This is a genomic window from Enterobacillus tribolii (genome assembly GCF_003363015.1).
Lineage (GTDB): Bacteria > Pseudomonadota > Gammaproteobacteria > Enterobacterales > Enterobacteriaceae > Enterobacillus > Enterobacillus tribolii.
In genome coordinates this window covers 37,983-51,250 of the sequence record NZ_QRAP01000013.1, presented here as the reverse complement: position 1 = coordinate 51,250, position 13,268 = coordinate 37,983, and the positions used below count along the sequence as shown (strand labels likewise).

The window sequence follows — 13,268 nt, the reverse complement described above, 5'->3', positions numbered from 1 at the left end:
ACACTGGACGCGATTCTTTTGATAAGGAGCAGCACATGAATCTGAAACGATTTTTCCCCCTGCTGGCGCTGTGCGTCCTGCCCTGGGGTACGGGTACACAGGCCGCGGCGGCTTCCAAAGTAACTATCCGTTCTGAACTGGCTTCGCCGGTGATTCTGGAAAACACCCAGGATAAAAACTATTTAAAAATCTCTCTGGTGGGATACCCGCGCGCGGTTGAAAAACGCAGCCCGATCAACCTGGCGCTGGTGATTGACCGCTCCACCTCAATGAGCGGCGAACGCATCAAAAAGGCCCGCGAAGCCGCAGTGATGGCGGTGAACATGCTGAATGAGGACGACACGCTGTCGGTGGTCACTTATGACAGCGTGGTGGAAGTGATTGTCCCGGCGACAAAGGTGAAAAATAAGGCGCAGCTCATCAAGAAGATTGAAACCGTTCAGCCGCGCGGCATGACGGCGCTGTTCGCCGGGGTCAGCAAAGGGCTGGATCAGGTAGGCAAACATCTGGACAAAGAGCAGGTTAACCGCATCATTCTGCTTTCGGACGGCCAGGCGAACACCGGGCCGACGTCGGTCAGCGAGCTGGCCGGGCTGGCGCGTATCGCGGCTAAAAAGGGTGTCGCCATCACCACGATGGGGATCGGCGAAGGATACAATGAAGACCTGATGACGGCGATCGCGCAGTACAGCGACGGTAACCACACTTTCGTGCAGGCGAGCAGCGATCTGGAAAAGGCGTTTGCCCGCGAGTTTGACGATGTGATGTCGGTGGTGGCGCAGGACGTGGAAGTGGTCATCAAAACGGCAGATCAGGTAACGCCGGTGCGTCTGCTGGGGCGTGACGGCGAGATCCGCGGCAATACGGTGACGGTTAAGCTCAATCAGCTGTATGCCAACCAGGAGAAATATGTTCTGCTGGAAGTGATTCCGCCCAAGGGCAGTAATGACCAGAACAAACCGCTGGCCGACGTGAGCGTTAATTACAATAACCTGAGCACCAACAAAAAAGACACGTATAACGAGCAGGTCGCGGTCCGTTACACCAGGTCCGCCGAGACGGTGAAGCAGGCGCTGGTGGAAGACGTGGTAGTCGATTCCGCCATTCAGAAGGCGGCGGTAGAGAATGAGCGCGCCATCAAACTGATGGATGAAGGAAAAATGGCGGAAGCCAAAGAAGTGCTGAACCAGAACGCCGTAGCGCTGGAGTCCTTGCCGGTGAGCAAGCCGGAGGCGAGAATGAAGGCTCAGCAAAACGCGGAAGCGAGCAAGGTGCTGGTGGAAAAAATGGATACCGACAGCAGAGAAGCAGTACGTAAGTCGGTGAAAGAGAAAAGCTTCGACATCAAATCGCAGAGCAACAAGAAGTAACGCGCTGCCTGAATGTTGAAAGATGGCCGCCGGTGATTCGCCGGCGGTCCGGAGGAGAGGATGCCCAGAAGTCAGACCATTTTTATCGTTATCACGCTGGCTATTCTGGCCCTGATGGCCTATCTGGGCTTCCGCACCCTGGAGCATGAAGTTTTGCTGCGCCATTATCAGGCGCAAACCCTGGCGCAGTCGCGTACATCACAGGCGGAAGCTTATATCGCCGGGGCGTTACGGCAGAAGGCCACGCGCCTGGACGCCATCAGCGAATACGTGCAGGTGAACGACGCCGCCGCGCTGCGCGAGCTGGTCAGCAAGGACGGCGATATCGATAACGTTTTCGTCCTGCGTAAGAACCGTCTCCTTTACCCCGATGAGAATCAGCCGCTGAATCAGGACGAACAAGCCTGGGTGCGCCTGATTACCCCGCTGGCGCACGACCCCAGCCTGCTTTACAGCCACAATATTCAGGACGAACGGGCAACGCCGCGCGTCGGCTGGTTCGTGACCCATGAAACGCAGGACCCGCTGTTACTTTACTGGCGCTATCAGGGGGACGTGATCATCGGCTTCCGGGTGTCTTACATCAATCTGATGATGGAAATTCCCAACGGCCTGCATGATGCGATCGGCGTGACCGGTGACACGGTGGTTCTGACGGAAAACGGGCGCTTGCTGTATCAGAATCAGGAGGCCGATCTTTCCGCGCTGACCCTGCTGGATGCGAAACCGCTTCCTTACCCGCTTTCGACCTGGCAGTTTTCCGTGTACGGCAAACGCATCAGCGCGCTCGATATCTACCTGTGGGGCGGGTTGTTGATTGCGGTGTTGCTGGCGGCGGTGGCCTTAATCATCTGGCGCATTTACCGGGAATATACCCGTTCCGCGCAGTTGGCGCGTCAGCAGGTTAACTTCGTCAGCCAGGTTTCTCATGAGCTGAAAACGCCGCTCACCAATATCACGCTTTATGCCGAGCTGCTGCGCGAAGCGCTGGATGACGATCAGGCGTCAGAACGGCGCTATGTGGATGTGATTACCAGCGAAGGGCAGCGCTTGTCGCGGCTGATTCAAAATATTCTGACCTTTACCCGCGCGCCGAAGTTGCATTGGCAAACGGTGGACGTAAGCGCCCTGATGACACAGATCGCGCATATCTTTACCCCCTCACTTAACGCGCGCGGTATGACGATTGAGGTTCACAGCGGTCAGGGCGTGACCTTGTATACGGATCTGGATCGTTTAACCCAGATCATCAGCAACTTTCTCAATAACGCCGAAAAATATGCCGCGCAGGGGAAACGGGTTGAGGTGACGGTGGAAGAGCGCTCGTCGTGCGTGGACATTCACGTCCGTGATTATGGCGCCGGCATGGCGGAAAAAGAGCTGAAGCTGATTTTCAGGCCCTTCTACCGCGTGAAATCAGCGATTACCGAAGGCGTGGCGGGCACGGGTATCGGGCTGACCATCGCCCGCCAACTGGCGCACAGTCTGCACGGTGAAATCACGGTAACGCGCGAAAACCCCGGCATGCGTTTTACGCTCAGCCTGCCGCGCCGGGCGGAGGAACATCAGGGAGGACAGGATGAAAATACTGATCGTTGAGGATGATAATCATATCCGCGAAGGGCTGGTGGAAGCGCTGTCGCGTGAAGGCTATACGCTGATTGCCGCTGAAAACGGCCGGGTGGCGCTGGAGCGCTACCAGCATGAAAAGCCGGACTTTATCATTCTGGACATTATGATGCCGGAACTGGACGGTTATTCGGTGTGCCGCGAAATCCGCCGGCATGACGAGCAGATCCCCATCGTATTTTTATCGGCCAAAGATGAGGAGATCGACCGGGTTGTCGGGCTGGAACTGGGGGCGGATGATTACATCAGCAAGCCGTTCGGTATGCATGAAATCCGGGCGCGCATCAAAACCATCGCCCGCCGCTGCCTGCGCAGCGCGGCGGCGCAGCCGGATGCCGCCTTTGCCTTCGGCGATCTGACGATCTATCCCAATGAACTGTGCGCTCAGCGTCAGGAACAGCGGCTGGAGCTGTCATTGCGCGAGATTAAAATTCTGGAGTGCTTGTATCAGCACCGTAACAAGGTGGTGACCCGCGATATGCTGTTTGATGCAGCGTGGGGTTATGATTATGTTCCGAACAGCCGTACGTTGGATCAACATATTTCTAAACTGCGTAAAACGATTGAGCGCGACGCCAATAATCCGCAATTAATTCGTACCGTCCATGGGGCGGGATACCGTTATCAGACGGAATAGCCGGTTGCTGTTTCTTACTCCAAGTTTAATTTAAATAAATCATAGTAATAGGGCGGGGAAGTGTTTCTTTCCCGTCTTTCGTGGATCATTACTATTACTTCTGGGGAAAAGCGCACTATTAAAGATGATTATCCCTGTTGTATTTGTGCCATCAAACTGTCATTTATGAATAACCAGTCCGTGGAAATATGCTGCAATACGAATTAATTTCATTTAAATATGCTAGGTTTTGCTGCATGTTCGTTATTCATTGGTGAAAAATAATTAAACATCAATATTTATAAAAAGGAGGCGGCGGGCTGGTATTCCGAAAATATCTGACAGCAGGAGAAATATCATGAACAGTGATGTTCAGTTTTTAAATAATGTATGGCGCTGGCTGAGCGGGGGGATGGAACCGCTGGGATATCGTCCGGGAATGACGTTGAGCCAGGTTGAGCAAAATTTACAGCCTTATGAGTGCAAGCGGCTTTCCGATCGCCTGTTGCATGTTCATTGCCCGCACGGACTGACAATTGAGGTTCAGGAGCGGGTAAACCGCCAGTTTCGGTCATTCAGCGTTAACTGCCATTTCCGCCTGCGCGGATATACTTCACTGCGCCAGCCGGTTTCCCTGCGCTTCAAAAACGGAGACCTGCTGGGCCGCCAGGAAACGCGCTGCCGCGCCAAAATCGATAATGACGCGACCCGCCATGTGCAGGCGGTGCTGTGCAGCGACGCTCAGCTTATGGCGTTGTTGGCGCGCTTACAATTTCGCGCTCTGACGGTGAAGGCGGATCGGGGCGAGTGGGTGCTGGATATCGAGCATTTCGCGGCTTCTGAACTGGTCAGCGGTATTCCGATCGGCAACAGCTATCAGCGCCTGTCTTACGATCAGCGCGTGCTGATGATTGACGTTATGCGGCGCGCCGGCCAACTGATGGAGGACGTTTCCTCCCTGAGCATGGCGGCCTGATTGTGCCCCGGTTACCCAATCGGCACAGACATTCCGCTTCCCGTTCGCTATAGTGCCGGAAGGTTTTTCCGGACTATAGCGGCGGTCAATTGATGAATTTTTCACCCCGGCAGATTTCCGATATCAACGCACTGGCGGCGTTCCTTGCCTGCGATCAAACAGGGGGAAGCCGGCCGGAACGGCTGGCGTCGCAGTGGCATGAAGACGCGCCCGGGCTGGCGATATTGCTGGGGAACGCGGTGCTGGAAACCGCGGAACGGCTTTTTCTGGCGATGGAAAACGGGCTGACGTGCCGCTTGTTGATCGCCGGGGGAATCGGGCATTCGACGCCGCTGTTGTACCAGGCCGTGGCGGCGCACCCGCAATATCACTGTATTGCGGTGCAGGGGCGGCCCGAGGCCGACATTCTGCGCGATATTGCCGTGAACTTCTGGCGGATTGCGCCGCAGCGTATTCTGATTGAGAACGTTTCCACCAACTGTGGCGATAACGCCATCCAGGCCGCCCGTGTGTTGCGCGGGCAGGCGCTCACTGCGCATCACATTCTGCTGGTGCAGGACCCGCTGATGCAGCGCCGCAGCGATGCCAGCTTCCGCCAGGTCTGGCGCGATTTCCCCGCCGTACGCTTTACCAACTGGCCGACGTTTGTTCCCCGGATTGATGACGGCGGGAACGGATGGGCCGATCCTGCGTTACACGGACTGTGGTCCTGGCCGCGCTTCATCTCCCTGTTGCTGGGCGAAATCCCGCGCCTGCGCGACGCGCCCGGTGGTTACGGCCCGCGCGGCGCGGGATTTATCGCTCATGTCGATATTCCCGACGCCGTCGAACAGGCTTATCGCCGGTTAAATGCCGATTTCGGGCAAGCTTTCGGCGATCGGGCCTGACCTGAAACTGAACCTCATTTAAACGGGCCGGTGGTTTTTTTGCGTCTTCCTTGAGATGTCAAAAAATAGTATGTTAGCCTAACTAAATTGTGTGGAGTCCGCGATGGAACTGACCGAAAGCCTGAAGTGGCTGCAATGGCATATGTGGGATTTGTGGCGTGAAAGCGCCCGGCGCAGCGGCAGTATGGACCTGACCAACAGTGAATTTGATTATCTGTATGCCCTGATTTCCCGCCGGGAGGGGATGCGCCTGACAGAGCTGGCGGCGTGCATGAAGGTGAGTAAAGCCTCGGCCAGCGCCATGGTCAGCAAGCTGGAAAGGCGGGGCTACATTCGCCGCGTTCCCTGCCCGGACGACGGCAGAGCGGTGCGTTTGCAGGCCACGAAGAAGGCTGCGGCGCTGGAAAAAGAGGAACTTGATATTTATGCCGCTATGGCGCGGACGCTCTCCGCCGAACTTGATGACGCCGAACTGGCGCAGTTATCCCGTTTGCTGGCAAAGGCCTGCGTGAATCTGAAAACGGACTGATTCTATTTGTTTTACCCATCCATTCAGGAGTTTTGATGTTAAGCCAAAATGTGACCCGTGATTTCTGGCGTTACACCTTGCCAGCCGTCGCGGCATTGGTGGTCAGCGGGTTATATCAGATTATCGACGGTATGTTTATCGGCCGCAGCATGGGGGCGGAAGGGCTTTCGGCGATCAACATGGCCTGGCCGTTGTCCGGCATGCTGTTTGCCGTTGGCATGATGATCGGCATGGGATGCGGTGCGGTATGTTCCATCGCGCAGGGCGCACGGAAATATGAACGCGCGCGGCAGGCGCTGGCTCAGGGGTTACTGCTGATCGTCGTGCTCGGCGTGGTGCTGGGCGCGGTCGTGGTATGGCTGGCGCCGGCGTTTATGCGCATGCAGGGCGCGGAAGGGCGTATTGCGCAGCTGGGCGTCGATTTCCTGCGGGTGGTGGGCATGGCGGGGCCGCTGGTGCTGGCAAGTATCGCGTTGCCATTGCTGGTACGTAACCTCGGCGCGCCGCGCCTGGCGACGCTGGCGATGATTACCGGTTGTATCGTTAACGTAGCGTTGGGCTATCTGTTTATTATCGTGCTGAATGGCGGGCTGAAAGGGGCCGCGCTGGCGACGGTAATTGGCGAGAGCGCGTCGATGCTGATTTGCCTGACATACGTTTTCAGCCGCCGTAACCGGCTGCGCCCGCAGACGCAGGACGCGGCGCCGCAGCCGCGCTTGTGCGGCGAGGTGTTGAGCACCGGCGTTTCCAGCATGCTGATGTATCTCTACATCAGCCTGGTGGTGGTTCTTCACAACCTGCTGTTCATGAAATACGGCGGCCCGCTGGAAGTAGCGGCTTATGGCATCACGGGATATCTGCTGGCCTTCTACTATATGCTGGCCGAGGGGATATGCGGCGGAATGCAGCCGCTGGTGAGTTATTATCATGGCGCGCGCCAGCCGCGCAACGTGCGTAAGGTGCTGCGCCTCGGGCTGATGAGCGGCGTCGGATTCGGCGTGGTCTTCGTCGTCCTGCTCATGCTGATGCCGTGGCTGTTTGCCGGTATCTTTACTGCGGGTGATGAGGCGTTGATGGCGGTGACGGTTCAGGGCATCCGGCTGCATCTGTTCGTCCTGTTTCTGGACGGTTTCATTATTCTGGCGGCCACGTTCTTCCAGGCCATGGGACGGGCGCGCAACGCAACGTTGATCACGTTGAGCAATATGCTGATTCTGTTCCCCTTCCTCGGCGTTTTGCCCTTGCTGTTGGGGCTGAACGGTATCTGGCTTTCGCTGCCGATCTCCAATATTTGCCTGGCATTGTTGGTGGGCGTGATGTTGTTCCGGCAGGTACGCCGCATGAGTGCGCCGCAGGGCGCGTAACGCAGAGGTTTTTTGCGCCATACCGGGACAGATACCGGGCGGCGGCGTAATATTGATAACGTTTACCCGATTTATCTCACCGGATTCTTTGAGGAGCAGATTATGTCACTGTCAATTTATGCGCATGCGCCGGCTCAGTTTATTCGTGGCCTGAGAATTCTTTCCGAGCTGCTGCACAAGGGGGAGGCTTATCTCAGGGACAAGCAACTGGACGAGGGCACGTTGCTGGAAGCCCGCCTGGCGCCGGATATGTTTCCGCTGCTGCGCCAGGTGCAAATCGTCAGTGATACTTCGAAAGGCGCGGCAGCCCGGCTGAGCGGGCGTGAAGTGCCTTCGATGCCGGACACGGAAACCTCATTCGCCGAGCTGCAGCAGCGCATTGAGAAGACCATCGCCTGCCTGCGGGAATTCAGCGCGGAGGACTTTGCCGACAGCGAAGGGCGCACCATCGTCCTGAAAGCCAAAGATCGTGAGCTGACTTTTAACGCGCAGGACTATTTGCTGAATTTCGCCATTCCTAACTTCTATTTTCACCTGACGACGGCGTATGACATCCTGCGTCACCGCGGGGTAGACGTTGGTAAGATGGACTACCTGGGCGCGCTGTAATCTTCCTCCCACGGGGAGCGCGCCGGCGTTCCCCGTTTCGCCACCGTTTATTCCTTACTAAATGAAATGCCCAGGCTTTTTTCATTGATTTACTCGATCGTCCCCGGCGTTTGCAAAGCACAGGCGATAAAACGCCGATAACGCATGTTCCCTGAAAACGGGAAGTGCTAACATTTCACGTCCCGCTCGTGCGGCCGTGAAATACCAGAATGACAAACGGGAGATACCGGATGGATAACGACGAGTTATACCAATTGAGTGTTACGCTGGGTGAACGCCTGAAGGCGAAAGGCGCGTGGTTTACCTGCGCGGAATCCTGCACCGGAGGGCTGATTGCCAAAACCGTGACGGACGTGGCCGGGAGTTCCGCCTATTTCGACCGGGGGTTCGTGACCTACAGCAATGAGGCGAAGCACGAACTGCTGCGGGTGAGCCGGAGCGTGCTGGAACGCTACGGCGCCGTCAGCGAACAGGTGGTCGAGGAAATGGCCTCGGGCGCGCTGGGCGCGGCGGGGGCGGATATTGCGGTTGCGGTCAGCGGAATTGCCGGGCCGGACGGCGGAACGCCCGATAAGCCGGTAGGCACCGTATGGTTTGGTTTTGCCGATAAAGAAGGCAGAATTTTCGCTTCCTGCCAACGCTTTCCCGGAAGCCGCCGGGAAGTCCGCTTCCGGGCCGCAGAGTTCGCGTTGCGTACGATAATTGACAAATTTCTCTAAAACGGACTTGATACTGTATGGTCATACAGTATAATCACCGTTAAATTCTGATTCGCTATGCCTTGGAGTAATCGATGGACGACAACAAACAGAGAGCACTGGCCGCTGCGCTGGGACAAATTGAAAAGCAATTCGGAAAAGGGTCTATCATGCGTCTCGGTGATACTCAGACGCTGAATATTGAATCTGTATCAACCGGTTCTCTGAGTCTGGACATCGCTCTGGGTATTGGCGGCCTGCCGATGGGCCGCGTGGTTGAGATCTTCGGGCCGGAATCCTCCGGTAAAACCACGTTGACGCTGTCGGTGATTGCTCAGGCGCAGGCGGCAGGTAAAACCTGTGCGTTTATCGATGCGGAGCACGCGCTGGACCCGATTTATGCGGGAAAACTGGGCGTTAAGGTAGATGACCTGCTGGTATCTCAGCCGGATACCGGTGAACAGGCGCTGGAAATTTGTGATGCCCTGGTGCGCTCCGGCGCGGTGGACGTCATCATCGTTGACTCCGTGGCGGCCTTGACGCCGAAGGCGGAAATCGAAGGTGAAATGGGCGATTCCCACGTGGGTCTGCAGGCGCGTCTGATGTCGCAGGCGCTGCGTAAGCTGACGGCCAACATCAAGAACGCCAACTGCCTGGTTATCTTCATCAACCAGATCCGTATGAAGATCGGCGTTATGTTCGGCAACCCGGAAACCACCACCGGCGGTAACGCCCTGAAATTCTACTCCTCCGTACGTCTGGATATCCGCCGTATCGGCGCGATCAAAGACGGCGAAGAAGTCGTGGGTAACGAAACCCGCGTGAAAGTGGTGAAAAACAAGGTCGCTCCGCCGTTCCGTCAGGCTGAATTCCAGATTCTGTACGGTGCCGGTATTTCTAAAGAGAGCGAGCTGATCGACCTTGGCGTTAAGCATAAGCTGGTTGATAAATCTGGCGCCTGGTATGCCTACAACGGTGACAAGATCGGCCAGGGCAAAGCGAACTCCATGAAATATCTGCAGGAAAACCCGGCTGTTTCCGCCGAGCTGGAAAACAAACTGCGGGAGCTGCTGTTGAACCATGCGGCTGAGCAGGGCGCCGATTTTGATCCGGCAGAGGAAGATGAGGATGCTTCGGAAGACGAAGCGCTCTAATCTGCCTGCGCTATAATTATGCTCCGGGGTGAATACCGCCGGAGCTTTTTTTTGGTGGGTAATTCAAGTGTAGATCAACCGCGTATGCGCCTTCTGGGTGTCGTGAAGGGGAAATTCAGTGAGTGAAGTACTGAATCGGGCAATGCGGTTACTCGCTCAGCGTGATCACAGCGAAGTGGAGTTACGCCGCAAGCTCGCGGCGCAAAATGCGGCTGAAGAGGACGTTGAGCAATGCATCGCCTATTGTTATGAACACCACTGGCTGGACGACGGCCGGTTTGCTGAGCGTTATGTGGTTCTGCGCAGCCAAAAAGGTTATGGCGCACAGCGGATTCAGCAAGAGCTGATGATGAAAGGGATATCCCGCACAACGATCAGAGATACCCTGCAAGAGTCCGCCGTTGACTGGGAGAACCTGGCCCGAAAGACGGCGCATAAACGATTCGGTCCGGTACTGCCGGGAGCGTGGCAGGAACGGGCAAAAGTTCAGCGTTTTCTGCTTTACCGCGGCTTCTTCCTGGAAGAAATCCAGTCTGTTTTCTCTGATTCCGCCGATTGAATGCACGCGGGATTTTACTTCGCAGTGAAGAAAATTTATCTTATCCCCACTTTAATCTATTCGTGAGCGGTTATCGGCATCGATTGACGATATATTGCTGCTTGCGATCCACTTCTTTTATATCCTGACCGGGACGATTATGAGCAAGAGTACCGCTGAGATCCGTCAAGCGTTTCTCGATTTTTTCCATACGAAAGGGCACCAGGTAGTCTCGAGCAGCTCGCTGGTCCCGAATAACGATCCGACATTGCTGTTTACCAATGCCGGGATGAACCAGTTTAAAGACGTATTCCTGGGCATCGATAAACGTAACTATACCCGTGCGACTACGGCGCAGCGCTGTGTCCGTGCCGGGGGCAAGCATAACGATTTGGAAAACGTCGGTTATACCGCGCGTCACCATACGTTCTTTGAAATGCTGGGTAACTTCAGCTTCGGCGATTACTTTAAGCGTGATGCGATTCGCTATGCCTGGGAATTGCTGACCAGCGAGCAGTGGTTCAACCTGCCGAAAGAGAAGCTGTGGGTGACCGTGTATGAGACCGATGATGAAGCCTATAACATCTGGGCGGATGAAGTCGGCGTGCCGCGTGAGCGTATCATCCGCATCGGAGATAACAAGGGCGCGCCTTATGCGTCGGATAACTTCTGGCAGATGGGTGATACCGGCCCGTGTGGTCCGTGCAGCGAAATCTTTTTCGACCATGGCGATCACATCTGGGGCGGGCCTCCGGGATCGCCGGAAGAAGATGGCGATCGTTATATCGAGATCTGGAACATCGTGTTCATGCAGTTTAACCGCCAGAGCGACGGCACCATGCTGCCGCTGCCGAAGCCTTCGGTTGATACCGGTATGGGACTGGAGCGTATCGCCGCGGTTATGCAGCACGTGAACTCCAACTACGATATCGATCTGTTCCGCACCCTGATTGGCGCAACGGCCAAAGCGGTCGGTGTAACGGATCTGACCAGCAAGTCCCTGCGCGTGATCGCCGATCACATCCGTTCCTGCGCATTCCTGGTGTCCGATGGCGTGCTGCCTTCCAACGAAGGGCGTGGTTATGTTCTGCGTCGCATCATTCGCCGGGCCGTGCGTCATGGTCACATGCTGGGCGCCAAAGACACGTTTTTCTACACGCTGGTTGCCCCGCTGATTGAGGTGATGGGCAGCGCTGCCGATGAACTGAAGCAACAGCAGTCGATGGTTGAGCAGGTGCTGCGCACTGAAGAAGAGCAGTTTGCCCGTACGCTGGAGCGTGGCCTGGCATTGCTGGATGAAGAGCTGGCGCACCTTGACGGGGATACCCTGGACGGCGAGATTGCTTTCCGTCTGTATGATACCTACGGATTCCCGCTGGATCTGACGGCAGACGTGTGCCGCGAGCGCAATCTGAAGGTGGATGAAATCGGTTTCGAGCGTGCGATGGAGGAACAACGCCGCCGTGCCCGTGAGTCCAGCGGCTTTGGCGCTGACTATAGCAACATGATCCGCGTTGACGGCGCTTCTGTGTTTTCCGGCTATGACCATACGCACCAGCAATCAACCGTAAGCGCGCTGTTCCGTGACGGCGTCGCCGTGGAAGCGCTGCAGGCGGGGGAAGAGGGCGTCGTGATTCTGGACGAGACGCCGTTTTATGCCGAATCGGGCGGTCAGGTCGGCGATAAAGGCGAACTGAGCGCGCAAGGCGTCCGTTTTGCCGTGACCGATACGCAAAAATACGGTCAGGCCATCGGCCACCAGGGGAAAGTCGCTCAGGGGACGCTGCGCGTCGGCGAACGTCTGGAAGCGACTATCGACGAAGCGCGCCGTAACCGCATCCGGTTGAATCACTCCGCTACGCACCTGCTGCATGCGGCGCTGCGTAAGGTACTGGGCGATCACGTCGCGCAGAAAGGCTCTTTGGTTAATGACGCTTACCTGCGCTTTGACTTCTCTCATTTCGAAGCCATGAAGCCGGAGCAGATCCGTCTGGTGGAGGATATGGTCAATGCCCAGATTCGTCGTAACCTGCCGGTAGAAACGGAAGTGATGGCGCTGGAGGCGGCGAAAGCCAAAGGCGCGATGGCGTTGTTCGGTGAGAAATACGACGACGACGTGCGTGTCCTGACCATGGGCGACTTCTCGACCGAGCTGTGCGGCGGTACACATGCCAGCCGTACCGGTGATATCGGCCTGTTCCGCATCAGCTCCGAGGGCGGCACCGCGGCGGGGATCCGTCGTATTGAAGCCGTTACCGGCGAGGGCGCCGTTGCCGCTATGCACCAGGAAAGCGATATGCTTCATGAAGCTGCCGGACTGGTAAAAAGTGAAACGGTGTCTCTGGCGGATAAGATTCGTTCGGTGCTGGATCGTTCACGTCAGTTGGAGCGCGAGCTGCAACAGCTGAAAGATCAGCAGGCTGCGTCGGAGAGCGCGTCGCTTTCCGGTAAAGCGGTAGAGGTTAAGGGTGTGAAGCTGTTGGTGAGCCAGTTGGATAACGTGGAAGCCAAAATGCTGCGCACCATGGTTGATGATCTGAAAAATCAGTTGGGTTCCGGTATCATCGTGCTGGCGACGACGGCGGAAGGCAAGGTCAGCCTGATTGCCGGGGTGACCAAGGACCTGACGGATAGGGTAAAAGCCGGTGAGCTTATCGGGATGGTAGCTCAGCGTGTCGGCGGGAAAGGTGGTGGCCGACCGGATATGGCTCAGGCCGGAGGCACGGATGTAGCGGCGCTGCCGCAAGCGCTTTCAGGTATTGAAGCCTGGGTGGCCGGCAAGTTGTAATTGTACTGATAGCTTAGGAGCGAAAACGCCGTAACTTTTTACGTTTTATGGCGTTTTTGTTTTTATTGTGCGCAATCGTGTTATAAATATCACTACAGTGTGTGGCATTT

General features: G+C 56.4%; 12 protein-coding genes. All 12 read left to right on the top strand.

The annotated features are described in order from the left end of the window. Positions 1-35 precede the first annotated feature (35 nt). The 12 genes from C8D90_RS19955 (at position 36) to alaS (ending at position 13,158) form a co-directional block, all read left to right on the top strand. Positions 36-1,370, top strand: a complete 1,335-nt coding sequence (locus C8D90_RS19955; protein ID WP_115460223.1) for a vWA domain-containing protein — start codon at positions 36-38, stop codon at positions 1,368-1,370. Between the two features lie 60 nt (positions 1,371-1,430). Continuing rightward, positions 1,431-2,969, top strand: a complete 1,539-nt coding sequence (locus tag C8D90_RS19950; protein WP_162844431.1) for a sensor histidine kinase — start codon at positions 1,431-1,433, stop codon at positions 2,967-2,969. Further along, positions 2,950-3,636 (top strand): response regulator transcription factor, encoded by a 687-nt coding sequence (locus C8D90_RS19945; protein WP_115460222.1) that lies wholly within the window; start codon positions 2,950-2,952, stop codon positions 3,634-3,636. Before C8D90_RS19950 ends, C8D90_RS19945 begins: the two co-directional genes overlap by 20 nt. A 337-nt stretch (positions 3,637-3,973) precedes the next feature. Beyond that, positions 3,974-4,591 carry a DUF3156 family protein gene (locus C8D90_RS19940; protein ID WP_115460221.1) on the top strand — a complete coding sequence of 206 codons (618 nt, stop codon included), beginning with the start codon at positions 3,974-3,976 and terminating at the stop codon, positions 4,589-4,591. Positions 4,592-4,683: 92 nt separating this feature from the next. Continuing rightward, positions 4,684-5,478 (top strand): YdcF family protein, encoded by a 795-nt coding sequence (locus tag C8D90_RS19935; RefSeq protein WP_115460220.1) that lies wholly within the window; start codon positions 4,684-4,686, stop codon positions 5,476-5,478. A gap of 103 nt (positions 5,479-5,581) precedes the next feature. Beyond that, positions 5,582-6,007, top strand: coding sequence for a MarR family winged helix-turn-helix transcriptional regulator (locus C8D90_RS19930; RefSeq protein ID WP_230473063.1), 426 nt, complete (start codon positions 5,582-5,584; stop codon positions 6,005-6,007). A gap of 35 nt (positions 6,008-6,042) precedes the next feature. Beyond that, positions 6,043-7,371, top strand: coding sequence for an MATE family efflux transporter (locus tag C8D90_RS19925; protein WP_115460219.1), 1,329 nt, complete (start codon positions 6,043-6,045; stop codon positions 7,369-7,371). Positions 7,372-7,473: 102 nt separating this feature from the next. Next, positions 7,474-7,980 carry a DUF1993 domain-containing protein gene (locus C8D90_RS19920; protein WP_115460279.1) on the top strand — a complete coding sequence of 169 codons (507 nt, stop codon included), beginning with the start codon at positions 7,474-7,476 and terminating at the stop codon, positions 7,978-7,980. A 230-nt stretch (positions 7,981-8,210) separates the two neighbouring features. Next, complete coding sequence (gene pncC / locus C8D90_RS19915; protein ID WP_115460218.1) at positions 8,211-8,699, top strand: nicotinamide-nucleotide amidase; 489 nt, start codon at positions 8,211-8,213, stop codon at positions 8,697-8,699. A gap of 74 nt (positions 8,700-8,773) precedes the next feature. Beyond that, positions 8,774-9,832: a recombinase RecA gene (gene recA / locus C8D90_RS19910; protein WP_115460217.1), complete on the top strand. Its 1,059-nt coding sequence runs from the start codon at positions 8,774-8,776 to the stop codon at positions 9,830-9,832. A 142-nt stretch (positions 9,833-9,974) separates the two neighbouring features. Next, the gene (locus C8D90_RS19905; protein ID WP_196238526.1) at positions 9,975-10,391 is read left to right on the top strand and encodes a regulatory protein RecX; all 417 of its coding nucleotides are present in this window, start codon (positions 9,975-9,977) and stop codon (positions 10,389-10,391) included. A 139-nt stretch (positions 10,392-10,530) separates the two neighbouring features. Continuing rightward, positions 10,531-13,158, top strand: coding sequence for an alanine--tRNA ligase (alaS, locus tag C8D90_RS19900; protein ID WP_115460215.1), 2,628 nt, complete (start codon positions 10,531-10,533; stop codon positions 13,156-13,158). The last annotated feature ends 110 nt before the right edge of the window (positions 13,159-13,268 follow it).